Annotated in this window: 24 protein-coding genes; 18 read left to right on the plus strand and 6 right to left on the minus strand. The window is 70.1% G+C overall.

Annotated elements, in window-relative coordinates; genetic code table 11:
* Positions 1-22 precede the first annotated feature (22 nt).
* Positions 23-436: a hypothetical protein gene (locus QF035_RS05640; protein ID WP_307518656.1), complete on the plus strand. Its 414-nt coding sequence runs from the start codon at positions 23-25 to the stop codon at positions 434-436.
* Positions 437-471: 35 nt separating this feature from the next.
* Positions 472-1,470: a sugar phosphate isomerase/epimerase family protein gene (locus QF035_RS05645; protein ID WP_307518658.1), complete on the plus strand. Its 999-nt coding sequence runs from the start codon at positions 472-474 to the stop codon at positions 1,468-1,470.
* Positions 1,471-1,504: 34 nt separating this feature from the next.
* Here the strand turns inward: QF035_RS05645 and QF035_RS05650 are convergent, their stop codons facing one another.
* On the minus strand, positions 1,505-2,524 hold the full coding sequence (locus tag QF035_RS05650) for a 2-hydroxyacid dehydrogenase (RefSeq protein ID WP_307518660.1): 1,020 nt from the start codon (positions 2,522-2,524) through the stop codon (positions 1,505-1,507).
* 140 nt (positions 2,525-2,664) lie between these two features.
* Positions 2,665-3,615, minus strand: coding sequence for a nitrogen assimilation transcriptional regulator NAC (gene nac, locus QF035_RS05655; protein ID WP_307518662.1), 951 nt, complete (start codon positions 3,613-3,615; stop codon positions 2,665-2,667).
* Positions 3,616-3,924: 309 nt separating this feature from the next.
* Here nac and QF035_RS05660 point away from each other — a divergent pair, with 309 nt between their 5' ends.
* The 13 genes from QF035_RS05660 (at position 3,925) to QF035_RS05720 (ending at position 14,672) form a co-directional block, all read left to right on the plus strand.
* Positions 3,925-4,707 (plus strand): LamB/YcsF family protein, encoded by a 783-nt coding sequence (locus QF035_RS05660; protein ID WP_307518664.1) that lies wholly within the window; start codon positions 3,925-3,927, stop codon positions 4,705-4,707.
* 1 nt (position 4,708) lies between these two features.
* Positions 4,709-5,464 (plus strand): 5-oxoprolinase subunit B family protein, encoded by a 756-nt coding sequence (locus tag QF035_RS05665; RefSeq protein ID WP_307518666.1) that lies wholly within the window; start codon positions 4,709-4,711, stop codon positions 5,462-5,464.
* A complete protein-coding gene (locus QF035_RS05670; protein ID WP_307518668.1) occupies positions 5,457-6,476 on the plus strand; it encodes a 5-oxoprolinase subunit C family protein in 1,020 nt (339 codons plus the stop codon). The genes QF035_RS05665 and QF035_RS05670 overlap by 8 nt, the downstream gene beginning before the upstream one ends.
* Before the next feature lie 24 nt (positions 6,477-6,500).
* Complete coding sequence (locus tag QF035_RS05675; RefSeq protein WP_307518670.1) at positions 6,501-7,817, plus strand: MFS transporter; 1,317 nt, start codon at positions 6,501-6,503, stop codon at positions 7,815-7,817.
* A 76-nt stretch (positions 7,818-7,893) separates the two neighbouring features.
* Entirely contained in the window at positions 7,894-8,637 is a 744-nt protein-coding gene (locus tag QF035_RS05680; RefSeq protein WP_307518672.1) for an SDR family oxidoreductase, read from the plus strand.
* Position 8,638: 1 nt separating this feature from the next.
* Entirely contained in the window at positions 8,639-9,871 is a 1,233-nt protein-coding gene (locus tag QF035_RS05685) for an aspartate transaminase (protein ID WP_307518673.1), read from the plus strand.
* 38 nt (positions 9,872-9,909) lie between these two features.
* Entirely contained in the window at positions 9,910-10,584 is a 675-nt protein-coding gene (locus tag QF035_RS05690) for a 4-carboxy-4-hydroxy-2-oxoadipate aldolase/oxaloacetate decarboxylase (protein WP_307518675.1), read from the plus strand.
* 221 nt (positions 10,585-10,805) lie between these two features.
* Positions 10,806-11,423, plus strand: coding sequence for a DUF5994 family protein (locus QF035_RS05695; protein ID WP_307518676.1), 618 nt, complete (start codon positions 10,806-10,808; stop codon positions 11,421-11,423).
* A gap of 5 nt (positions 11,424-11,428) precedes the next feature.
* Positions 11,429-11,698: a hypothetical protein gene (locus tag QF035_RS05700; protein ID WP_307518678.1), complete on the plus strand. Its 270-nt coding sequence runs from the start codon at positions 11,429-11,431 to the stop codon at positions 11,696-11,698.
* A gap of 6 nt (positions 11,699-11,704) precedes the next feature.
* Positions 11,705-12,193: a DUF5994 family protein gene (locus QF035_RS05705; protein WP_307518679.1), complete on the plus strand. Its 489-nt coding sequence runs from the start codon at positions 11,705-11,707 to the stop codon at positions 12,191-12,193.
* A gap of 224 nt (positions 12,194-12,417) precedes the next feature.
* A complete protein-coding gene (locus QF035_RS05710) occupies positions 12,418-13,119 on the plus strand; it encodes a hypothetical protein (protein ID WP_307518680.1) in 702 nt (233 codons plus the stop codon).
* Positions 13,116-13,877: an ANTAR domain-containing protein gene (locus tag QF035_RS05715; RefSeq protein WP_307518681.1), complete on the plus strand. Its 762-nt coding sequence runs from the start codon at positions 13,116-13,118 to the stop codon at positions 13,875-13,877. Before QF035_RS05710 ends, QF035_RS05715 begins: the two co-directional genes overlap by 4 nt.
* Positions 13,878-13,955: 78 nt before the next feature.
* The gene (locus QF035_RS05720; RefSeq protein ID WP_307518683.1) at positions 13,956-14,672 is read left to right on the plus strand and encodes a GAF and ANTAR domain-containing protein; all 717 of its coding nucleotides are present in this window, start codon (positions 13,956-13,958) and stop codon (positions 14,670-14,672) included.
* A 46-nt stretch (positions 14,673-14,718) separates the two neighbouring features.
* Here the strand turns inward: QF035_RS05720 and QF035_RS05725 are convergent, their stop codons facing one another.
* On the minus strand, positions 14,719-15,537 hold the full coding sequence (locus tag QF035_RS05725) for a SigB/SigF/SigG family RNA polymerase sigma factor (RefSeq protein WP_307518684.1): 819 nt from the start codon (positions 15,535-15,537) through the stop codon (positions 14,719-14,721).
* Between the two features lie 280 nt (positions 15,538-15,817).
* Between QF035_RS05725 and QF035_RS05730 the strand changes: the two genes are divergently transcribed.
* Entirely contained in the window at positions 15,818-16,468 is a 651-nt protein-coding gene (locus QF035_RS05730) for a hypothetical protein (RefSeq protein WP_307518685.1), read from the plus strand.
* 138 nt (positions 16,469-16,606) lie between these two features.
* Here the strand turns inward: QF035_RS05730 and QF035_RS05735 are convergent, their stop codons facing one another.
* Positions 16,607-16,957 carry an ANTAR domain-containing protein gene (locus tag QF035_RS05735; RefSeq protein ID WP_307518686.1) on the minus strand — a complete coding sequence of 117 codons (351 nt, stop codon included), beginning with the start codon at positions 16,955-16,957 and terminating at the stop codon, positions 16,607-16,609.
* A gap of 392 nt (positions 16,958-17,349) precedes the next feature.
* On the opposite strand from QF035_RS05735, the gene QF035_RS05740 reads away from it, so the two are divergent.
* Both QF035_RS05740 and QF035_RS05745 read left to right on the plus strand, forming a co-directional pair.
* Complete coding sequence (locus tag QF035_RS05740) at positions 17,350-17,706, plus strand: PRC-barrel domain-containing protein (RefSeq protein WP_307518687.1); 357 nt, start codon at positions 17,350-17,352, stop codon at positions 17,704-17,706.
* A gap of 61 nt (positions 17,707-17,767) precedes the next feature.
* Complete coding sequence (locus QF035_RS05745; RefSeq protein ID WP_307518688.1) at positions 17,768-17,938, plus strand: hypothetical protein; 171 nt, start codon at positions 17,768-17,770, stop codon at positions 17,936-17,938.
* 144 nt (positions 17,939-18,082) lie between these two features.
* Here QF035_RS05745 and QF035_RS05750 read toward each other — a convergent pair whose 3' ends face one another.
* A complete protein-coding gene (locus QF035_RS05750; RefSeq protein WP_307518690.1) occupies positions 18,083-19,165 on the minus strand; it encodes a sugar ABC transporter substrate-binding protein in 1,083 nt (360 codons plus the stop codon).
* Positions 19,162-21,840, minus strand: coding sequence for a SpoIIE family protein phosphatase (locus tag QF035_RS05755; RefSeq protein WP_307518691.1), 2,679 nt, complete (start codon positions 21,838-21,840; stop codon positions 19,162-19,164). The genes QF035_RS05750 and QF035_RS05755 overlap by 4 nt, the downstream gene beginning before the upstream one ends.
* Positions 21,841-21,850: the final 10 nt, after the last annotated feature.

Consider the following 21,850-nt stretch of genomic DNA (forward strand, 5'->3'; position numbering starts at 1 on the left):
CGCCCGCTTCGAGTCGGGACTGGTGGGCACCTTCTCGGTGACGCGCACCGGCTTCGGCCTGCCCAACGGGCTCGCCTTCGACGTCCTGGGCCTCGGCGGCCGGGCCGCGTTCGACCAGCACCGGCCGGCCGAGTACCTCTTCGACGACGCCCAGCCCGAGGCCCGTACGCGTGGCGCCCGGCAGATCATCGCCGGTCCGCAGATGCCGTACTTCGCGGGCGGAGTTCCGATGGAGGCGCCGGGTGTGGGCGCCAGCAACGCCGACAACTTCACCTACCAGGCCCGTGCCTTCCTCGAACAGGTCGCGGGAGTCGCCGAGCCGCTGCCGGCCTGCGCCACCTTCGCCGACGCGCTGCGGACCATGGAGATCATCCGGGCCGTCGTCGGGTCCTCCCGGGCCGGCGGTGCCGCCGTCACGGTCCCGCCCGCCGCCTGACCCCCTCGTAGAGCCTGTGGAGAAGGAAGAGACACATGGCCCTCAAGCTCGGCGCCTACACCGCCTGTCTGCACGACCGCACCCTCACCGAAGCGCTTGACATCCTCAAGGAGAACGGGCTGACCTCGGTGGAGGTCAGCACCGGTGGCTTCATCCCCTCCCCGCACTGCCCTGTCGACCTGCTGCTGTCCTCGGCCAAGGCGCGCGAGGAGTACCTGGCGACCTTCGCCGAGCGTGGGCTGGAACTGACCGGGCTCAACTGCAACGGCAACCCCCTCAACCCGCTCCCGGGCGTCGGGCCCAAGCACGCCGACGACCTGCGCCGCACCATCCGGCTGGCGGGTCTGCTGGGTGTGAAGCACGTCGTCACGATGTCCGGCACCCCGGGCTCCGACCCCGACGCCAAGTACCCGTCCTGGGTCGTGAACCCGTGGGACGGCGTCTACATGGACGTCCTGGACTACCAGTGGGACGTGGCCGTCGAGTTCTGGAAGGAGATCGACGCGCTGGCCCGGGAGAACGACGTCCGGGTCGCCATCGAGATGCACCGGCACAACGTGGTGTTCTCCCCCGTCACCCTCAAGCGGCTGGTCGACGCGGGCGGCCTGACGAACGTCGGCGCGGAGATGGACCCCTCCCACCTGATGTGGCAGGGCATGGACATCGTCGCCTCCATCAAGTGGCTGGGCCCGCTGGTGTTCCACGCCGCCGCGAAGGACGCGACGCTCTGTGCCGGCGCCGACATCCGTGGCGTACTGGACACGTCGTTCACCCGCGTGCCCGCCGACGCGCCCGGCAAGGTGCCCACCGGCTACGGCTTCTGGTGCAACGCCTGGCCGGAGAACCCGGCGTGGAAGTTCGTCGCCGTCGGCAACGGCAACGACGTCCCCTACTGGACCGAGTTCCTGCGCGCCCTCGCGGAGATCGACCCGGACATGGCCGTGAACATCGAGCACGAGGACGCGGCCTACTCCCAGACCGAGGGACTCGCGCTGGCGGCCAAGAACCTGCACAGCGCAGCCGCCGCGCTCTGACCCGCTCGCGGGCCGCGGCTCCGGCCCACCCGCGTCACCTGGCCCCGCGCCCACCCACCGGGCGCGGGGCACTGTCCTGTCCCGGGGTGGCCGAGCCGCCCGGGATCGGTGTGCGTGCCGGGCCTCCGGCGAGTACGTCCTGGATGTTGTCCACGGCGAGATCCACCATCGCGGCCCGCGTGGCCTCGGTGGCGGAACCGATGTGCGGAAGCGTGACCGCGTGGGGCTCGGCGACCAGCGGGGAGAGTTCCCTCCCCATGGGTTCGCGCTCGAAGACGTCGAGACCCGCCGAGTGGATGACGCCGTCGCGCAGGGCCCGCAGCAGGGCGTCCTCGTCCACGACACCACCGCGCGAGGTGCTGACGAGGGTGGCGGTGGGCTTCATGGCCGCCAGTTTGGCGGCGCCGATGAGGTGTCGCGTCTGCGGGGTGAGCGGGACGTGCAGCGAGACGACGTCGGCCTCGGCGAGCAGCGTTGGCAGGTCCACCGATGTGGAGAGGGCGTCGTCGGGCGCGTACGGGTCGTGGTGCAGGACCCGCATCCCGAAGCCCTGGGACCGGCGCGCCACGGCTCGGCCGATCTGGCCGTAGCCGATCAGGCCGAGCGTGGCGCCGTGCACGTCCAGGCCCAGGTAGTCGTCCATCCGGAACAGGCCCCATTGGCCGGCGGCCAGTGAGTCGCGGGCGGCGCCGAGTCGCCTGCGGGCCATGAGGATGAGCGAGACGGTGAGGTCGGCGGTGGTCTCGGCGAGAACGCCGGGGGTGTGGGTGACCACGACGCCGCGTTCGGCCGCCGCCTCCCGGTCGACCGCGTCGTAGCCCATGCTCGCCAGCGCGACCAGCTGCAACGTGGGCCCCGCCGCGTCCAGCAGTGCGGCGTCCACCCGGTCGTTGCCCAGGGCCAGGATCGCGCTCGCGCCCTTCGCCAGTTCCGCAAGATCCCGCGGTTCGGGCTTGCTCGTCCCCGGCCATGCCACGACCTCGGCGTGGGACTCCAGGCGGGCTATGCCGCCGCCGGGGAGGGCGGCCCGGGTGGTGAGCACACGCTGCTTCATCGGTTTCTCCCGTGCTTGATCCGCGTTTCACGAAATCAGTGAAGTCGATTTGGTTCGATTCGATTCGTGAAGACGCTAGTCAGCACATTCCGGAGCAACAAATAGCCAATTTGTGTGACGTCATCGAAAATCGGGATGCATTAATCCGACGCCTTCGAGGACTCCATCGACGCGTCCCCGAAGGCGGCGTCCTCATCGAATTCCGTGATCAATTCATGGAAGAGGTCGTGCACGGCGTGCGCGGGTTCCGACAGCGGCTGATGGTCGGAGGTACACAGCGACAGTTTCACCGTGATCGCCGGATTGACGATCCGGCGTACCACCAGATTCCGTACGTCGAGGGTCGCGCGCGCCGCGGACCAGGGCAGGACCGTCGCCCCGACGTCGGCGCCCACCGCGCTGATCAGGGTCAGGACCGACTCGATCTCGCCGACCACCCTGGGTTCGAGCGAGGCGTGCTGGAACGCGGCGTCGACGACCTGTCTGATGGTGTGGATGCGGCTGGGCAGCAGCAGCGGGACGCCGGCCAGCTCTTCGAGGGAGACGTCGCCGTCCCCGGAGGGCACCGACCCGCCCGGCGCGGCGATCAGGAACAGGTCCTCGGTGCGCAGCGGCTCGAACTGCACGCCCCGCAGCGGCCCGGCCCCGTAGATGAACGCCATGTCCATCCGGCCGGTCATGATCGCCTCGCTGATCACACCGCCGAAGTTCTCGTTGATGTGCAGCAGGATGTCGGGGTAGCGCTCGCGCACGCTCCTGAGCAGGGGCAGCGCGAGCGCCGCGCCCATGCTGTAGGGGGCGAGGCCCACCGAGACGCTGCCCGCGGGCGCCCGCCCGGAGATGTCGACCGCCGCGTGGGCGAGGTCGATCTGGCGCAGGATGAGCTGCGCGTGCCGGTACAGCGCGCGGCCCGCCTCGGTCGGGGCCACACCTCGTTTGCTGCGGATCAGCAGCTGCTGCTTGAACTGGGCCTCCAGCGCCGAGAGCTGCTGGCTGAGCGCGGGCTGCGCGATGTGCAGGATGTCCGCCGCGCGCGTGATGCTCCCGGCATCCACGATCTTTACGAACGAGTAGAGACGCCTGGTGTCCATGTGCGGCCTTCCAGCGGGGGCGGAGCCTCATGGTAGGCGCGGGTCCGCCGCACGGCCCTTGGCGCGTGTGCTCCACGTCATATCCAACGGTGATTACGTCACGCACAACATGTATTTGCCGCCTCCTCGCGTTCGGACTACGTTCACCGAAACGCGATTCCGAGGTCGCCCGACCGAACGGCTCGCGTATCTCGCAGGAAATGTATCGGCCCCGTTAATTCCTCTTTTCGGGCGGCGTCCAGACCCGCCCGCAGAGCACTGGAACGACAATGCGGCGCCCCCGTTTTCTTCTTCTGTCCGGAGGATGTCATGACGCACAGGGTTGATCTCGTGGCCGACCTCGGCGAGGGGTTCGGCGCCTACACGATGGGTGACGACGAGGCTCTCCTCGATGTGCTGACATCGGCGAACATCGCCTGCGGGTTCCACGCGGGCGATCCGCGGATCATGGACGCCACGGTCCGTCACTGTGTGCGGCGCGGCGTGGCCGTGGGCGCGCATCCCAGCTTTCCCGATCTCGTCGGGTTCGGCCGCCGCGCGATGGACGTGACACCGGACGAGGTCCGCACCGACGTGCTCTATCAGGTCGGCGCGCTCCAGGCGTTCGCCGTGTCGAACGGCACCGGGCTTCGCCATGTGGCGCCGCACGGCCGGCTGGGCAACCTGGTCGCGACCCGGCCCGACTACGCGGCGGCCGTCGCGGACGCGGTCGCCTCCCTCGACCCGTCGTTGATCGTCCTGGCCCAGGACGGCGAGCTCGCCGACGCCGCACGCGCCCGCGGCCTGCGGGTGGGCATCGTCGGGATCGCCGACCGGGCCTATCGCGACGACGGCACGCTGGTGCCGCGGAGCGAGCCAGGGGCGGTCATCCACGAGGAGAAGGAGATCGCCGAGCGGACGATCCGCATGGTGACCGAGGGCGTCATACGCAGCGTCGGCGGGCGTGACATCCCCGTCGACTGCGACACCGTGCTGCTGCACGGAGACACCCCGGGCGCGATCTCCCTGGCCCACCGTGTGCGCCAGGACCTGCTCGCCGCAGACGTCGAGATCACGGCCCTGGCCGACGTGCTCGACGGAAAGGCCGCCTGACATGGACAGCAGCACGGGCGTCGTGGACGGCGCCGACACCGCGCGCGGCAGTGTCCTGATCGTGGACTGCGGCGATTCGGGCGTCGTGGCCAAGGCCGTCGGCATGGACGCCGAGCGCGCCTGGCAGACCGTGCACGGCCTCGCCGATGCCTTCGACGCGGTGCGGCTGGCCGGGGTGCACGGCATCGTGCCCACCTACGACTCGCTGCTCGTCGAGTTCGACTGCGCCGACACCGATCACGACACGGTACGGCGCGTGCTGCGGCACGAGGCTGACCGGCTCGGCGAGGGCCCGGTGACGCCGCCCGCGGCACGGTGTTTCGTCGTCCCGGTGGTCTACGGCGGCGAGTTCGGACCCGATCTTCCCGTCGTCGCCGAGCAGTTGGGGCTGAGTGAGCGCGAGGTGGTGGAGCTGCACTCCGCCGCGGACCTCACGGTCCGCTGTCTCGGCGCACCGGCCGGCGCACCGATGATGGACGGCCCTGCGTTCCCCCGGCCCGTACCCAGACTGTCCTCGCCCCGCACACGGGTGCTGCCCGGCTCGGTCGCGGTGGCCGGGCGTCAGGCCGTGATCTGCCCGATGCCGTCGCCCGGCGGCTGGCCGCTGCTCGGCCGCACTCCCCTGCGCGTCCTGGAGGACCTCGACGCCGACCCGCTGACCGCGTACCGGCCCGGCGACACCTTCCGCTTCGTACCCATCACGCCCGAGCGGTGGGACGACCACGCTGGCCGCTCCCTGGCGGTGTCGCATGGCTGACACCCTGAACGTCCTCCGGGCCGGCATGGCGACCGTGCAGGATCTGGGCCGGTTCGGGCGCTCCCGCTACGGCCTGCCGGTGAACGGCGCGCTCGACCAGCACTCCGCCCGCGTCGCCAACGTGCTCTGCGGCAACGACGAGGGCGCGCCGCTGCTGGAGATCACCGCCCTGGACTTCAGCTGCACGCCGTCGACCGACGTACTCGTCGCGGTGACCGGCGCGCCGGCCGACCTGACCGTCGACGGCGTCGTACGGCCGCAGTGGGAACCCCTCTCCGTGCGGTCCGGCGAGACGATCCGTATCAGCGGCATCCGGAGCGGCATCCGGGTCTACCTCGCCGTGCTGGGTTCGTTCAACACCCCTTATCTGCAAGGCAGTTGCGCCCCCGACACGATCCTCGGCTTCGGCCACTCACTGCGCGACGGGGACGAGCTCGGCCTCCAGCGGCACTGCCCGCCCGTCGACCACCCGGAGTACCGCATCCCGCTGTTCCGGCTGCGCGCACCCGTGCCCCGCTTCCCCATGACCCTCCTCCCGTCGCCGTGGACCATCGACGTGACCGACGGCCCCGACCTCGCCGAGTTCGGTGACACGGCGGACCGGCTGTTCGGGTCGGAGTTCACCGTGAGCCCGCAGAGCAACCACATCGGACTGCGGATGGCCGGTGACGTGCCCCGGCGCGTGGCGACCGGCGAGGTGCTCTCGCGTGGTGTCCCCGTGGGAGCCGTCGAGGTCCCCGCGGGCGACGAGCTGCTCGTCCTGCACCGCGGCCGCGGCGTCACCGCCGGCTATCCCGTACTGGCCGTCGTGACCGCGACCGGACTGTCCGCGCTCGGCCAGGTCGGACCGGGCCAGACCGTCCGTTTCCGGCACCGGACCGTCGCCGAGGCGGTGGCCGCCCACCGTTCCCAGCGAAGCGCCGTCCAGGCCCTCCAGAACCGGGTGCGCACCGTCTTCGACGCCCTGCGCATCCCCTCAAGCCCCGCACGCACCGTCCCCGTCTCCCCTTAACCTGCCTGCAGACAGGAGAACGTCATGAGTACCGTGGCCGCTCAGCCGGTGCCGAACACCGTCGATCCGAAAACCGCGCGAAAAGTCACCCTCGCCGGGTGCGTGGGCATCTTCGCCGAGCTCTACGACAACGGAATCTTCGGCTTCATGGCGGGCACCCTGGCCGTCGTGTTCTTCCCGAACGCGGACAACGCGACCGCCGTCCAGTTCGTCTTCCTCGGCTACGCCGTCTCGTTCTTCTTCCGCCCGCTCGGCGGGATCATCTGCGGCCACCTCGGCGACCGCATCGGCCGCCAGCGGATGCTCGTCTTCGTCATCATGCTGATCAGCGTCGCGACCGCGGCGATCGGCATTCTGCCGACGTACGCGAGCATCGGCATCGCGGCCCCCGCCCTGCTGATCCTGCTGCGTGTCGCGCAGGGCTTCTCGGTCGGCGGCGAGGCCTCCGGCGCGATGAGCTTCCTCGCCGAGCACGCTCCCGAGGGCAAGCGCGGCCTCTACACGAGTTACGCCCAGATCGCCTCGTTCCTCTCCCTGCTCACCGGCACGCTGATCGCCGCCGCCATGACCAGCGGCCTCGGCCAGGACCGTATGGAGTCGTGGGGCTGGCGCATCCCGTTCCTGCTCGCCGTGCCGCTCGGCATCACCGGCATCTACATCCGCAAGCGGATCAGCGACACCCCCAACTTCAACCGCCTCAAGGAAGAGGGCGGGCTGTCCAAGAACCCGCTCAAGGAGGCCTTCTCCTCCCCCGAGCACCGCCGGGCGATGCTGCTCGCCCTGTTCATCCCCCTCATGAACGGCTCCGGCTACTACGTCCTGTTCAGCTACATGCCGACCTTCATGAACACCGAGCTCAACTTCAGCAAGGTGCAGGGCCTGCTCGTCACCGCGACCAGCCTGGTGGCCATCTCGATCGCCATCCCGTACATGGGCAGCCTCTCCGACCGCATCGGCCGCAAGAAGGTCCTCGCGGGAGCCGCTGTCGCCATGGCCGTCGCCGGCGTTCCCTGTTACCTGCTCATCGGCACCGGAAGTGTCCCGCTCGCCATCCTGGGCGCCTGCATCATGGCGGTCATCTTCGCCGGTCACACCGGCGTCATCCACGTCCTGCTCGTCGAGCTCTTCCCCACCCGGGTGCGCTACTCCGCCTACGGGCTCGGCTACAACGTCTCGGCCGCCCTCTTCGGCGGTACCGCTCCCTTGCTGATGACCTACCTCATCGACAAGACGGGCAACGTCAACATGCCCGCCTTCTACGCGGTCGTCACCGCACTCGGCACGCTCATCGCCGTGTCCCGGGTCAAGGACAGGGCACACCTGCCGCTGCGCGACGCGTAGCCCGGCCGAACGCCCTCACCCCCCGCCCTCTTTTCACCCCCCACCTCTCTCCAGAGACCTCTAGGAGCGCATCCACATGCCCTTTTCCGACTACAACACCGCCCTGGTGACAGGAGCCTCCACCGGAATCGGAGCCGTGGTCGTCGAACGGCTGGCCAAGCAGGGGCTCGAAGTCCACGCCGTCGCCCGTAACGCCGAGCGGCTCGACGACCTCGCCCGGCGTACGGGCTGCACCCCGCACGCCGTCGACATCACCGACACGGCCGCCCTCACCGAGACGCTGCGGGGCATCGAGGTCGATGTCCTGGTCAACAACGCCGGGGTCTCCCGCACCGGGAACATCCTCTCCGCCGACGAGTTCGCCGTGGACGAGCAGATCGCGGTCAACCTCCAGGCCGTACTGCACCTCGTGCGCCTGATCATGCCCGGGATGGTCGAGCGCGACCTCGGGCACATCGTCAACATCAGCTCGATCGCCGGCGTCTACAACTTCGGCGGGAACACCGTCTACCACGCCACCAAGGCGGCCGTGCACACCCTCTCCCGGCAGCTGCGCGTCGACGGCTACGGCCGCCGGATCCGGGTGACCGAGATCTGCCCCGGCCGGGTGGAGACGGAGATCTTCGGCCGGCTCCTCGGCGACATGGAGGAGGCCCAGAAGCAGTTCTACGACGGCTACGAGTCGCTCAAGCCGGAGGACATCGCGGACGCCATCGAGTTCGCCGTCGGCTCGCCGCGCCATGTGAACATCGGCCACATCGAGATCCTGCCGACGTTCCAGGTGCCAGGTGGCCTCAACTTCGAGAGGCGGACCGACTGACATGGCGACCTCCACAACCGCCTTGACCGCCCTGCGTGTTCAGCGGATCAAGCCCTCGCCGAGCACCGCGGCGGCCCAGCGCGTCCGCGAGCTGAAGGCACAGGGACTCGCCATCCTGGACCTGACGGTCGGCGAGCCCGACTTCGACACCCCCGAGCATGTGAAGGCCGCCGCGGTCGAGGCGATCCGGCGGGGCGACACGAAGTACACCCCGGTCAACGGCACGCCCCAACTGCGGGCCGCCATCGCCCAGAAGCTGGAGCAGCGGCACGGGCTGCGCTACTCCGCCGACCGGATCGCCGTCGGCGGAGGGGCGAAGCAGGTCATCTTCCTCGCGCTGATGGCCACGCTGGACACGGGCGACGAGGTGATCGTCCCCGCTCCGTACTGGGTGTCGTATCCGGACATGGTCCTTGCCAACGACGGCACACCGGTCGTCGTGCCCTGCCCTGAGTCGGAGGGCTTCAAGCTGACTCCGCGGCGGCTGGAGTCGGCGATCACCGACCGGACACGCTGGGTGATCCTCAACGCCCCGGGCAACCCCACGGGAGCCGCGTACACGGCGGACGAACTCCGCGCGCTGGCCGACGTGTTGCTGGCCCACCCGCACGTCCAGGTGCTGACCGACGAGATCTACGACGAGATCTGGTTCGAGCCGGGTCAGGTCCCCAGCCTCGCCGCCGTCGAACCACGCCTGACCGACCGGGTGTTCCTCACCAACGGCGTCTCCAAGGCCTACGCGATGACCGGTTGGCGGATCGGCTACGGCGTCGGTTCCGCCTCGCTGGTGGCGGCCGTCAACACCCTGCAGTCGCAGATCTCGTCCTGCCCGTCGTCGATCAGCCAGGCCGCCGCGACCGCCGCCCTCACCGGCGACCAGGACTTCGTACGCGACTGTGTGGCCGTCTACCGCGGCCGCCGCGACGTGACGGTGAAGCTGGTCGACGACATCCCCGATCTGTCCTGCACGCCACCGAGCGGCGGCTTCTACGCCTTCGTGAACTGCACGGCCGTACTGGGGAAGCGGACTCCCGCGGGTGAAGTGATCGGCTCGGACGAGGACTTCGCCCGCCATCTGCTGGAGTCGCAGCAGGTGGCGGTCATCCACGGTGCCGCGTACGGATCACCCGGCTACTTCCGGATCTCCTTCGCGACCTCCACCGACGTCCTCACCGAGGCCTGCGAGCGGATCGGCCGCGCCTGCGCGGACCTGTCCCCTGCCGACCCCTCCTGAAGACCTGCCCGCCCCTCCTGAAAACCCGAAGGAGCGTCATGATCCGCGTCAACACGAAGTTCGACCGGCCCGACCCGGACCTGGTCGAGCAGCTGAGCAAGTACTCAGCCGCCACGATCCACGAGGCACAGGACCGCCTGGGTGCCCTGGACTCGACCATCAAGCCGGTCGACCCCGCGATGTCGCTGTGCGGCCCCGCGTTCACCGTGCGCTGCGCTCCCCGCGACAACGTCATGCTGCAGGTCGCCATCGCCCACGCCCGGCCCGGTGACGTCATCGTGGTCTCGGCCGGCGAGTACGCCGAGGCGGGCTCCTTCGGCGACGTACTGGCCAACGCGTGTGTCGCCAAGGGTCTGGGCGGCCTCGTCACCGACACCGGTGTCCGGGACACGCGGGAACTCCGCGAACTCGGCTTCCCCGTCTTCTCGTACAGCGTCTGTATGAAGGGCACAGTCAAGGAGACCGTGGGGCCGATGGCCGAGCCGGTGCTGATCGGCGGCGAGATCGTCCGTCCCGGCGACGTCGTGCGCGCCGACGCCGACGGCGTGGTGATCGTACGGCGCGACGACGTGGCGGACGTCGTGCGCAAGTCCCAGGAACGGGTCGAGGCCGAGGACGCCTACATCGCGGCCTACCGCTCCGGCAAGAGCGTCATCGAGGTCAGCAACCTCGCCGCCGTACTCGAAGCGAAGGGGCTCGTCATCGACGCGTAGCCGCCTGCCGGTCGACCGCTCACGCCTCGCGAGTCGGACGTCGACGCCGAGACCGGCTGTCCGGCTCCACCGCCGTGCCCGGGCACGGTCCGTGAGGTTCGCCGGAGGAGTAGGCTGGGGTTACCGAGAGTATTTCGCGCACCGGCCTCCATGCTCGTGTCGTTTTCGGCGATTGACTACGCCGGGGCCGGTTTCGACCGCTCCGGAGCAGGGTTCGCATCATGACTGCGACCGTTTCGTACGCGCCGACACTCGAAGACCGGCCTTCTCCTCCGTCCCTGCGGATGTCGCTGGCTCCCAGCGGTTCCGCACCGGCTCTGCTGGACGGCGCCTGGTGGCCCCGCTCCCGCGATCTCGGGGCGGAACTTCCCGCACTGACCGCCGTGCTCGATTCGCTGTGGGGGCGGATCACCAGGGTCACGGTGAATCCCGCACACTGGCCGACCGTCCCACGCAAAGTGCCCGTCGCGGGGCATGTCGTGAAGGTGGGCTCGTTCATGGCCCAGCAGGACCCGCACCAGATGTTGCTGCTCTCCTATCGCGTGGGCCGCTGGGACCTGCTGGTGATCCCTCCGCAGACGAATCCCCACTCTGCCGCCTGGCTGCTGGCCGCCGCGAGCGATCCACTGCGCACGTCGACCGCGAGCGAGCTGATGGCAGAGGCGGCGCGCCTGGGCACAGTGACGGAGACCGACCGGACCGTCGAGGCGGTCTGGGACTCCGAAGGAGGCCATGAGGCCGGTGGCCCCGCGGGTCCGCGGATCCCGGCGGTGACTGCTCCGGGACTCGGCACACCGGCGGTCGCTCTTGCGACGCCGCATCCGGCGAAAGAGGTGTGAGGGCCATGGAGACCTTCGTGACCGTAGTGGTGATCCTGGCGATGGTGGCTCTGGGCGCGTTCCTGATCCACCGGCTCAACAACCAGCACGACGAGCGCATCGCGGCCTTCCGTTTCAGCCGCTCCCTGCCGGCTGCCCGGGGACCCGCGCCATCGGCCCCGCCGCAGGTTCCCGGTCGCGCCGCAACGAGCGGTACCGGTGATCGCCGAGCCCAGGGCGACGGCGGCCGTGGGCGACTCCGGTCCTGGGCCTGGGCCCGCACCCAAGGGAAGTGAGTCATCATGCTCCCCGTACAGCTCCTGGCGGACACCAGCAGTGAGCCGGTGCTTCCCGGCACCGCGGTGCTGCGGTTGGAGACGACCTCCAAGCGCACGGGGACGTTCGACGGCGCGTGGTGGCCAAGGTCCCGCGACATCGGGAGCCAACTGTCCGGCCTGGTCATCGCACTGACGGCCCGGCTCGGCAACATCTCCCGAGTCGGCCTCGACACGAACGACTGGGACGAGACCCCGGGCCACCTGGTCGTCGCGGGGCATACGGTCCGTATCGACTGGTCCGCCGTCGGGGACAGGACGATGATCGTCAGCCGGGGCTCCCAGGACCATTTCCTGTTCCTGGTGATACCTCCGCAGGCTGCCCCCGCACCTGCCCACGCCGCGATGGCCATGGCCGTACGGGACGACAACGCCGTCTCGGCCGAGCATGTTCTCGCCGCCGCCGGTGTCATCCCGGCCGACCGGACCGTCGTACCTTCCCGTTCTCCCGGCTGACGGCTTCGGCAGGAGCCTCAGCGCTCAGCCAGTCGCACCATCCGCAGCCCAGGACCCCGGCCGCCGCACCACGGACAGCAGGCCGGGGTCTTCCCGTGCCGTGTGTCTCCCGGACCGCTCGGGTCCGGAAGACAGCATCGACGTGAGGAGTGTGAGAACCATGGGCGTTCTGACCACTGTGCAGAAACTGCGCCTGCCGCAGACCTTCGAATCCGACTCGTCCCATGCCCTCAGCTGATCCCCGCGCGGCCCCGGGCAGCGGCCGGGTGGGCGCGAACCTCCGAGGCGGCGAGTGGTCCGCCACGAACGCGGTGCGGTTACGCAGGGCGAATCGCAGGCTGGCGCAGAGCCTGGGCGGGGAACTGGCGGATCTGTACGTGGCCTCCCGCGAGACGTCACCCCGTGATCCGTACCGCCGGGCCGGCCGAACCGACCGGACCGACCGTCAGAGTTTCCTGAACCGTCTCGCCTCCGACATCCGTCGGCCGGGGTTCGCCATGGTGATCGCGGAGACGGACGGCCTGGTGGGATGCGCCTTCGGATTCCCGGTGCGCGGCGACGGCTTCTGGTGGCCGGGGTTCGACGGAGCTCTGCCGCGCAGCATCGAGCAACTGGCCAAGTCCGGCGGCGTATTCGCGATCATCGACACCCTGGTCCGCCCGCATCCGCAGGACCAGGACGTGGCCCGCCGGTTGCAGGAGCGGCTGCTGACCGATCACCGGGCGTCGCTCGGCGCCACCTTGGTGGACCGGGCCGATCACCTCACGCTCACCGCACTCCACTCCTGGGGGTGGCTGGACGCGGGAGTGGTCTGGAAGTCCACCAGCGCCACGGTGCACCGGGTCCTGGTCCTTCCCCTCGGCGAACGCACCGCGGCGAAACTGGAAGGCCTTGCCGACGATGCCTGGACGCGGTGGCCGGGGTGAGGCCCGACAGCCGGTCCGCCCGGATCCAGGTGCTGGTCGCCGAGCAGGCGGCCCGGCGCGGCGCCCGGGCCGGTGTGGTGGACGTGTGCGCCGCGGCCGTGGCAGCGCTGCCGATCGGCGGGGCCGGGCTGTCGGCGATGTCCCGGACCGCGGCGAGCCATCCGCTGTGCAGCACGGACGACATCAGCGCACAGCTGGAGGAGCTCCAGCTCACGCTGGGCGAGGGACCGTGCGTGGACGCCTTCGTACGGGGTTCCGCCGTCTTGACGCCCGATCTGCTCACCGGTGAACTGCAGGAGCACTGGGCCGTGTTCGCCGATGCGGCTCTGGAAGCCGGAGCGCGCGCGGTCTTCGCGCTCCCCCTGCAGATGGGAGCGATCATCCCGGGAGTTCTGGACCTGTACGCCGACGTGCCGACCGTGCTCGACGCCGAGTTACTGGCCGACGCGCTGGCGTTCGCCGATCTCGCGACACTGCTCCTGCTCGACACGCAGATCGTCGAGGCGGGCGCACCGGTCGACGGAGCACTGGAAGTCCGGGGCATCGAGGACCTGGGCGCCTACCGGGCGGAGATCGACCAGGCCAGCGGCATCCTCACCGTCCAACTCGGCGTCGGCATCGAGGAAGCATTCGTCCGGCTCCGCGCCCACGCTTATGTGCAAGGGCTCCGGCTCGCCGACGTGGCCGCCGATGTGGTGGCCCACCGGCTCCGCTTCTCCCCCGACGCGGAACCCGACCGGACCGACGAGGAAACCTGACGCATCGGTGCCGACCGACGAACGTGCCGCACTTCCCGCCCCCTCCCGGCGGGACTAGTCTCAATCAAGGGTGCCACGATGAATCAGCAGCTCCTGGCCAAGACCTTCGTCGAGCTCGCCGACAACCTGGTCGCCGACTTCGACCTCATCGACTTCCTGCGCCTGCTCACCGACCGCTGCGTCGGCATGCTCGGCGCGGGCGCCGCCGGGGTGCTGCTCGCCGACCGGGACGGCAAACTGCGCGTGATGGCCGCCTCCGACGAACAGGTTCGCCTGTTGGAACTCTTCCAGCTCCAGAACGACGAGGGACCCTGCCTGGAGTGCTTCCGCACCGGGCAACCGGTGATCATCCCCGACCTGACGCGGGAGGTCGACCGCTGGCCGCGCTTCGTCACGGCGGCCCACCGCAGCGGATTCGGCGCCGTCCAGGCCCTGCCCATGCGTCTGCGGGACGAGGTCGTCGGCGCGCTGAACCTGTTCCGCGCCACCCCCGGTCCCTTCGACCCCGCCGCCACCCTCATCGCCCAGGCCCTGGCCGACGTCGCCACCATCAGCCTCCTGCAGCAGCGCACCACCCACCGCAGCACCGTCCTCAACGAACAACTCCAGACGGCGTTGAACAGCCGGGTGCTGATCGAGCAGGCCAAGGGGAAACTCGCCGAACGCCAGAACATCGACATGGAGCAGGCCTTCACCGCACTGCGCGGCTACGCCCGCTCCCACAACCGGCGCCTGGTCGATGTGGCGCGCGCGTTCATCAACGGCTCCGAACCCCACGTCGGTCTGGGCGCCTGACCGTCCGGGCCCGCACCCCGGCGTCGCCCGTGCACCCGAAACGTCGTCATGACGCCTTCCTCAGATCATAGGCCTCGGCCCACACCTGATCGCGCAGGCCTGCGCAGATGCGGGTGATCAGACGGGAGACATGCATCTGGGAGAGGCCGAGTTGCAGGGCGATGCGCTGCTGGGTCATCTCGCAGAAGAACCTCATGTAGAGGATCTGCCGCTCTCGTTCGGGCAGTGCCTGCAGGAGCGGCCGGAGCGCCTCGCGGTCGACGACCCGGTCGAAGCCGGGCTCCATGCCTCCAAGGGTGTCGGTCAAGGGGTAGCTGTCCGCGGAGTGGCCCGGCAGGGCGTCCATGGATACGGCGGTGTATGCCTCCAGGGCTCCCTGGCCCAGTCGTACCTCCGCCTCGGTGAGGCCGGTGTGCGCCGCGATCTCATGGACCGAGGGTTCGTGACCGTTGAGCGAAGCGCACTCGTTGCCGGCGGAGCGGACCCGGCTGCGAAGCTCCTGTACGCGCCTCGGCACATGCACGATCCACAGGTCGTCGCGGAAGTGCCGCTTCACCTCTCCGAGGATCGTCGGTATGGCGAAGCTCGGAAAGGCAGTGCCGAGGGTCGGGTCGAAGCGGGACACCGCCTTGACCAGGCCCAGTTGGGCGACCTGCTGGAGGTCCTCGAAGGACTCGCCACGATGACGGAAGCGCCGGGCCAGCCGTACGGCCATCGGCGCCCAGGCGCACACCACTTCCTGCTGCAGCGCCGACCTCTCCGGGCCCTTCGGTAAAGCCGCGATACGGCGGAACGCGGCGTCGGTGTCCGGGGCGTCGTCGTAGACACGTCTGGTCGGCCGGTTCTGCGTGGGTGCGTTCGGCATGGGCACGTGTCTCCCTGGTCGGTGGCATCGCTCACCGTGGGAGCCGTCGGACCGCAGCACACTGGGGAGCAGCGACAGCTGCTCCCACGGGCGTGCCTCCGGTCTGAAGCACGCCCGACGGGTTCCCTGGCAGCCCGCTCTCAAACTCCCAACGGGCCCCGGCCCAGAGCCGATCCGGGGCTATGCTGGTCAGTACGCGTCCCAGACCCCGGCGGTGCACTGCCAGTTGGCAACGATGCCTGGCCCACACGTCTCCCAGTGTCTGGAACCGAGGCGCCCCATGCGCACCCCGCCCCAACCGCACGACCCCGAAGTTTCCGAGCCGTCCACCCTGGACACGGTGCGGCTGCGCCGGCTGAACCGCTGGCAGGCCGAGGGCCTGCGGGAGGACCTCGCGGATCTGTACGTGGAGTCGTCCGCCGCCTCGCCAGGTGAGGAGTTCCACGACCGGCAGAAGTTCCTGCTCCGCCTGGCGGACGACGTACAACTGCCGGGATTCGACATGCTGGTCGCCGAGGCCCGGTCCCTGACGGGCTGTGCCTTCGGAGTACCGGTGTCGCGCGACGGCTCCTGGTGGCAGGGGTTCCACGGTCCGCTGCCGCAGAACCTGGAACAACTCACCGCGTCCGGACATGTCTTCGCGATCCTCGATACCGTCGTGCACCCCCACCAGCACGCCCACGGGCTCGCCCGTCGGCTGCAGGAACGCCTGCTCGGTGACCACGAGGCTTCGCTCGGCGTCACCTTGGTGGAGCAGTCCGACCGCTCGGTCCGTGCGGCCTTCACGGCCTGGGGCTGGCAGGAAGCAGGACAGATCCACCGGATGCCCGGCCCAACAGCCTTGCAGGTACTGGTTCTTCCCCTCGGAGAACGTACGTCTGTGCATCCGGACGGCCTCGCCCACAACGACCGGACCCAACGGCCCGAGTAGCCGAACGGGCCAGGAATCGTGGGGTGTTTGGGACTCGTCGTCAGGGCTACTCAGCAGGGGCGTCCGACGGCCGGCCGGGACGAAGGCACCGGAGAGTTGAGTTCACAGCTCCCGGTGCCATCCGTCGAGCACACGCCGTCACCCCCGGTCCGCCGCGTGCAGGCACCGCAGCGCCCGGCTGAGCCCTCGCCGTATCTCTTCCGGGAGCCTCTCGCCCTCCGCAGTGGCCACCAGGGCCGCAGCCACGTCCCGGAGCTTGATGTTGCAGTGCTGCGACACACCCACGAGCACGTCCCAGGCCCTCTCGCTGGAGCACGGCGCCAGTGCCATCACCATGCCGCGGGCCTGGTCGATGACCGCACGGGTCACCAGCGCCCGGCCCAACTGCTCGTTCCTGGCACGCAGTTCGACAACCTCGGCCGGCAGAGCCGCATCCCGCGCCAAATCGACAGCCGTCACCAGCCGCCCTTCTTCGCGGTGAGTGGTCACCTGGTGCACGGTGGGCCTCCCAGGAGCGGAACAGGACATCGCTGCCGGGGACTGGGGCCTCACTCAGCAGCGTAGTCCTGCCCAAAGCTTGCGGATACCGTGCGACACCCTCAGGTACTTTCCGCAATGGATGGCTGCCGCCCCGGCCCCGATCGCCGGTTTCCGCCTCCGGCACACAGCGCGGGCAGGACGCATTCGATGCAGCACTCACGAATGTCCGACCCGCACGGACCGTAGTAAAATAGTTGCGGGTGGTGCACTCTCACGTGCAACCGCCCGGAAGGGCGACTCCGGCGTGTTCACGTCGGAGTCGTTGGCTCGGCCGATGCGCGGCCGTGATCTTCCGTGGAGCAGCCGACGCCGACGGGCGCCTCGCTCAGAGGGGAAACGGCATGATCCAGGCAGCCGACATCCGAGAATGGCGCAACCACGACGTCGTCGATCCGAAGGGGCACAGGATCGGCGCGCTCGAAGCGGTCTACGTGGACACCGCCACCGACGAACCGGCCGTTGCCACCGTCCGGACCGGACTGCCCACCCGGCAGCGCCTGGTCTTCGTCCCCCTCGACGAGACGACCCTCGGGCCGGGCTACCTCAAGGTCTCCTACGCCAAGAGCCTGGTCAAACAAGCTCCCTCGATCGGCACGGACGACATTCTGCCCGCCGAGCAGGAGGAAGAGATCTTCCACTACTACGGCATCGCCTACCAGCCGGGGGCCAACGGCGAGCGGCAACTCGCGCGCCGCTGAGACCGGCAGCCCGCTGATACGGCAGCCTGCTCGAAGGGACTCGAAGGGAGGTGCGCGGGCGATGGTGCTCTTCCTGCTGCTCGTCCTCGCCGCCGTCGTCCTGGGGATCATCGGCGTGGCGGCGGACGGCCTGGGCTACTTGCTGGTCATCGGCATCATGCTCCTGGCAGCCGATGTGATCGTTGCCGCCGTCGTCTGGACCCGGCGCGCCAGGCGGCGTCCCGTTCGCTGACCGGAGCCGGGGTGTTCCGGCATCCCGTTCGCTGAATGGAGCCGGGCCGTTCCGGTACCCCGTTCGCTGAGGAGCCGGGTTGTTCCGGTGAAGGGATCGGATCCCTTGGCCTCCGCTACGCCCTCCGATGCCCTCTCCGTTCCCCTACCGGGTCAGCCCCGCCTTCTCACACGCGCGCCGCAGTTCCGGGGTGCAGATCTGGTCGACGGTGTACACGCCGTCCTTGACGAGTGTCCGCTCGATGTTGTCGACCGTCACCGCGCTCGGAGTGAGCAGGACGGACGGGATGTCCTCGGTGGTGGAACTGTCGGTCGACGTGGTGGAGACATCGTCGAGACCCTCGCCGCGCGCCAGGGCGACCGCCATGGCGGCGGCCGTGTCGGCCTCCGCCGCGAACGGCTTGTACACCGTCATGTACTGCTCGCCCCTGATGATGCGCCGCACGGCCTCGATGTCGGCGTCCTGGCCGGTGATGGGAGGAAGCTTCCTGACGCCGGCGCTCTTGAAGGCGGCGACGGCGCCCGCGGCGATGGAGTCGTTGACCGCAAGGACGCCGTCGATCCGGTCGGGCCCGAGGGCCGCGATGGCCGCGGACATGTTGGTGTGGGCGTTGTCCTTGCTCCAGCCCAGGATGTCGTACGACCTGCTGATCGTCACCTTGCCTTTGATGACGGACAGGGTGCCCCGCTTGTACCACGCCGCGTTGGGGCTGGTCGGATCGCCGTTCAGCATCACGACGTTCTCGCCGTTCCCCCTGTCGCTCATGGCCTTCAGGAGTGCCTCACCCTGGAGCTTGCCGACCTGTCCGCCGTCGACAGTGACATAGCCCGAGATCGGGCCCTCGGCGAGCCGGTCGTAGGAGACGACCGGGATGTCCGCCTTGCGCGCTTCCTGGATCGAGGAGCGGACCGCCCTGGTGTCGGCGGCGTCGAGGATCAGGACCTCGACCCCCTTGGTGATCATGGACATCAGCTGTTCCCGCTGCCTCGCCGCGTCGTTCTCGGCGTTGGCGTACTCCATGGTGCAGCGGGGGCACAGCTCCTTGAGGCGCTGCTCGATGAGGGGCTTGTCGGAATGCTCCCAGCGGGGGACCGCCCGGCTCGGGAGCAGCAGACCGACGGTGAAGCCGTCCGTGTCCGCCACGTCGTCGCCGCCGCAGGCGGCCAGGGACAGCGTCATGAGCCCGGCGACGAGCGCCGCGACCAGATGCCGCGTACGGGTTCTCATGGTGCAGCCCCTTGTTCCGTCCCGGGCTCCTGTTCCGCCCCGGGCTCCGGGTCCGCGGGAGTCGGCTCGTGCTTCGGCACGACGATCTCGCTCCACACCTGCTTGCCGTCGGCCACCGGCATCGAACCGAAGGCCTCCGACATCGCCTCGACCAGGAGCAGGCCCCGACCGCCGGTCGACTCCCAGTCCACGGACACGGGCTTGGCGGGCGCGCGCGGCGAGGAGTCGGTCACGCAGACCCGGAGCCGGTCCCCGCGGAGCATCAGATCGACGCGGACCGGGCCCTGGGTGTGCACCAGGGCGTTGGTCACGAGTTCGGACACGACCAGCAGCACCGAGTCGGCCACGTCCTCGACCCGCCACTTGCGCAGCGTGCGCGCGGTGAAACGGCGGGCGTGCATGACGGCGTCGGGCAGCCGCCACACCGCCCAGCCGGCCCGGATCGGCCGGGTCTTCATCCCGTCGTAGCGCAGCAGCAACAGCGCCACGTCGTCCTCGCGACGGTCGACACCGCCGAGCAGTTCGTCGGCCATCCGCCCCGGATCAGCGGGATCGGCTGCGGCGAGCGCGTCGCGTGTGCGCCGCATGCCTTCGTCCAGAGGCAGGTCGGCCGCCTCGACCAAGCCGTCGGTGACCAGAGCGAGCACCGTGCCGGGGGTCAACGCGACGGTGGTCATGGGGAATTCGGCCTCCGCGAGGATGCCCAACGGGAGCCCGCCCTCGACCTGCACCTCCTCGGTCCTGCCGTCGGGATGGCGTATCAGCGGTGCGAGGTGCCCGGCCCGGACGAAGAGGGTGTTGCCCTCCTCCAGGTCCAGTTCGGCGTAGCAGCAGGTGGCGAAGAGATCGGTCTCCATGCCGACGAGGAGTCGGTTGGCGCGCGAGACGACCACGTCGGGCGGGTGGCCCTCGACCGCGTAGGCCCTGACTGCCGTACGCATCTGGCCCATGATCGTCGCGGCTCCGGCGCTGTGTCCCTGTACGTCTCCGATGACCAGCGCCACCCGGTCCTCGGACAGGGCGATGACGTCGTACCAGTCACCGCCCACCTGCAGCCCCCGCCGGGCGGGCAGATAGCGGGCGACGGCCGTCCCGCCGGGCAGCTCCGGGAGGCGCCGGGGCAGCAGACTGCGCTGCAGCATCGTCGCGAGCTCCTGCTCGGCGTCGTGCGCGTGCGCGCGGTTGAGGGCCTGTCCGACCAGCGCCGCGGTGGCGGTGAACAGGGACCGCTCCTCGGGGACGAAGTCGTGGGGCTCGTCCCAGCCGACCAGGCACACGCCCGCGACCCGGCCCTTGGCGGGCAGCGGCAGCACGGCCAGACCTCCGGCACCGATGCCCGCGAGTCCGGGTTCGAGGGTCGTGCCGGCGGACCACAGGTTCATCCGTCCGTCCCGCAGCGCCAGTTGCAGGGTGGGCAGGGCGCTGACCGGTGCGTCGGGCCACTCCGAACGCCACTCGGAACGCCATGTCTCCGGCCAGGCCGCGGGCTGGGGCGGGTCGAGCACGGTGACCATGAGCCGGTCGTCCCGCAACTCGGCGAGTGCCACCCGGTCGGCGCCCAGCGGCTCGCGCAGGGCGGTGACCACCACCCGGCCGACGTCACGGACCGTGGTCGCGTCGTCGAGCGCGGCGGTCAGCCACTGGATCCTGGACACGTCGTCGGCGCTCTGCCGCAGGACCGAGGTCGCCGTCACCACGCCCAGCACCTGCTCCGGACGCTCGTCGGTGCTCGCCACCACCCGGCAGGTCAGGCTCAGCCAGCGCATTCCACCGGTGGGGCGGCGGACACGGAACTCCAGCTCCCGGCGGCCGAACGCCTCCGTGGACGGTTCCAGTACCGAGATGAGCGCGTGCATGTCCTCCGGGAGCGCGTGCGCCAGCAGGGTGTCCACCTTGCCGTCGAAGTCGGCCGGTGTGATGCCGACCAGATCGAGCAGAGCCTCGTCCGCCTCGATCAGACCGGTGTCCGGCATCAGGACGAACGAGCCGACGCCCAGACTCCGCAGGGCGGGGCTCAGCAGCGACGTGGGCGCGGGGCGGTCGGCCTCGGTCCGGAGCATGGCTGCGATCGCGTCGGCGTACCGCTCCAGGAAGCGCCGCTGCTCGGCCTCGAAGCCGATCGGGGACGCTCCCACGACGACGAGGCAGCCCAGCCGCCTGCCCTCCGTCCCCAGGGGGAGGGCGGCGAGCGGTGCCTCTGTCGGCGGCGCCTGCGCCTGCTGCTCCTGCTCCTGTGCCTGCGGCGCCTGTGCCGACGACGGCGTCGGACCGCCCCCGGAAAGCCCGCCTCCGGAAACCCGGCCCTCGGAACGCCGGCCTTCGGAGTCCCGTCGCTGGGAGTCCCGGTCCTCCGAGCGGGTGGCGAGGTCCACGAGGTCCAGCCACAGCGGCCGGTCGGTGCGGAAGGCGTGCGCCGCAGGTGAGTCACCGGACAGGGGCAGCCGCTCCGGCGGCAGGTACTGCGACGTGGCACGCCCGGCCGTCTCCACCAGGCGGAGATCGCCGTTCCCGGCATCGGGGACATAGACCGCTGCCAACGCCACTCCGGCGAAGGTCAGGGGCCTGTCGCTCGCGGCTGCCTCCGGCAGAGGTGGCCGTGAACCGTTGTCGTCGGCGCCGGCCCGGGACTCCCGCGGCTCCGAGACTCCGGCCAGGGCGCGGCCGTCATGATGCATGTCCGCGACC

Source organism: Streptomyces umbrinus, assembly GCF_030817415.1.
In the GTDB taxonomy this organism is placed as follows: Bacteria; Actinomycetota; Actinomycetes; order Streptomycetales; family Streptomycetaceae; genus Streptomyces; species Streptomyces umbrinus_A.

Coding starts and splice junctions, on each gene's coding strand:
- QF035_RS05645 (WP_307518658.1), top strand. CDS start 472: ATGGCCCTCAAGCTCGGCGCCTACACCGCCTGTCTGCACGACCGCACC.
- QF035_RS05650 (WP_307518660.1), bottom strand. CDS start 2,524: ATGAAGCAGCGTGTGCTCACCACCCGGGCCGCCCTCCCCGGCGGCGGC.
- nac (WP_307518662.1), bottom strand. CDS start 3,615: ATGGACACCAGGCGTCTCTACTCGTTCGTAAAGATCGTGGATGCCGGG.
- QF035_RS05660 (WP_307518664.1), top strand. CDS start 3,925: ATGACGCACAGGGTTGATCTCGTGGCCGACCTCGGCGAGGGGTTCGGC.
- QF035_RS05665 (WP_307518666.1), top strand. CDS start 4,709: ATGGACAGCAGCACGGGCGTCGTGGACGGCGCCGACACCGCGCGCGGC.
- QF035_RS05670 (WP_307518668.1), top strand. CDS start 5,457: ATGGCTGACACCCTGAACGTCCTCCGGGCCGGCATGGCGACCGTGCAG.
- QF035_RS05675 (WP_307518670.1), top strand. CDS start 6,501: ATGAGTACCGTGGCCGCTCAGCCGGTGCCGAACACCGTCGATCCGAAA.
- QF035_RS05680 (WP_307518672.1), top strand. CDS start 7,894: ATGCCCTTTTCCGACTACAACACCGCCCTGGTGACAGGAGCCTCCACC.
- QF035_RS05685 (WP_307518673.1), top strand. CDS start 8,639: ATGGCGACCTCCACAACCGCCTTGACCGCCCTGCGTGTTCAGCGGATC.
- QF035_RS05690 (WP_307518675.1), top strand. CDS start 9,910: ATGATCCGCGTCAACACGAAGTTCGACCGGCCCGACCCGGACCTGGTC.
- QF035_RS05695 (WP_307518676.1), top strand. CDS start 10,806: ATGACTGCGACCGTTTCGTACGCGCCGACACTCGAAGACCGGCCTTCT.
- QF035_RS05700 (WP_307518678.1), top strand. CDS start 11,429: ATGGAGACCTTCGTGACCGTAGTGGTGATCCTGGCGATGGTGGCTCTG.
- QF035_RS05705 (WP_307518679.1), top strand. CDS start 11,705: ATGCTCCCCGTACAGCTCCTGGCGGACACCAGCAGTGAGCCGGTGCTT.
- QF035_RS05710 (WP_307518680.1), top strand. CDS start 12,418: ATGCCCTCAGCTGATCCCCGCGCGGCCCCGGGCAGCGGCCGGGTGGGC.
- QF035_RS05720 (WP_307518683.1), top strand. CDS start 13,956: ATGAATCAGCAGCTCCTGGCCAAGACCTTCGTCGAGCTCGCCGACAAC.
- QF035_RS05725 (WP_307518684.1), bottom strand. CDS start 15,537: ATGCCGAACGCACCCACGCAGAACCGGCCGACCAGACGTGTCTACGAC.
- QF035_RS05730 (WP_307518685.1), top strand. CDS start 15,818: ATGCGCACCCCGCCCCAACCGCACGACCCCGAAGTTTCCGAGCCGTCC.
- QF035_RS05740 (WP_307518687.1), top strand. CDS start 17,350: ATGATCCAGGCAGCCGACATCCGAGAATGGCGCAACCACGACGTCGTC.
- QF035_RS05745 (WP_307518688.1), top strand. CDS start 17,768: ATGGTGCTCTTCCTGCTGCTCGTCCTCGCCGCCGTCGTCCTGGGGATC.
- QF035_RS05750 (WP_307518690.1), bottom strand. CDS start 19,165: ATGAGAACCCGTACGCGGCATCTGGTCGCGGCGCTCGTCGCCGGGCTC.
- QF035_RS05755 (WP_307518691.1), bottom strand. CDS start 21,840: ATGCATCATGACGGCCGCGCCCTGGCCGGAGTCTCGGAGCCGCGGGAG.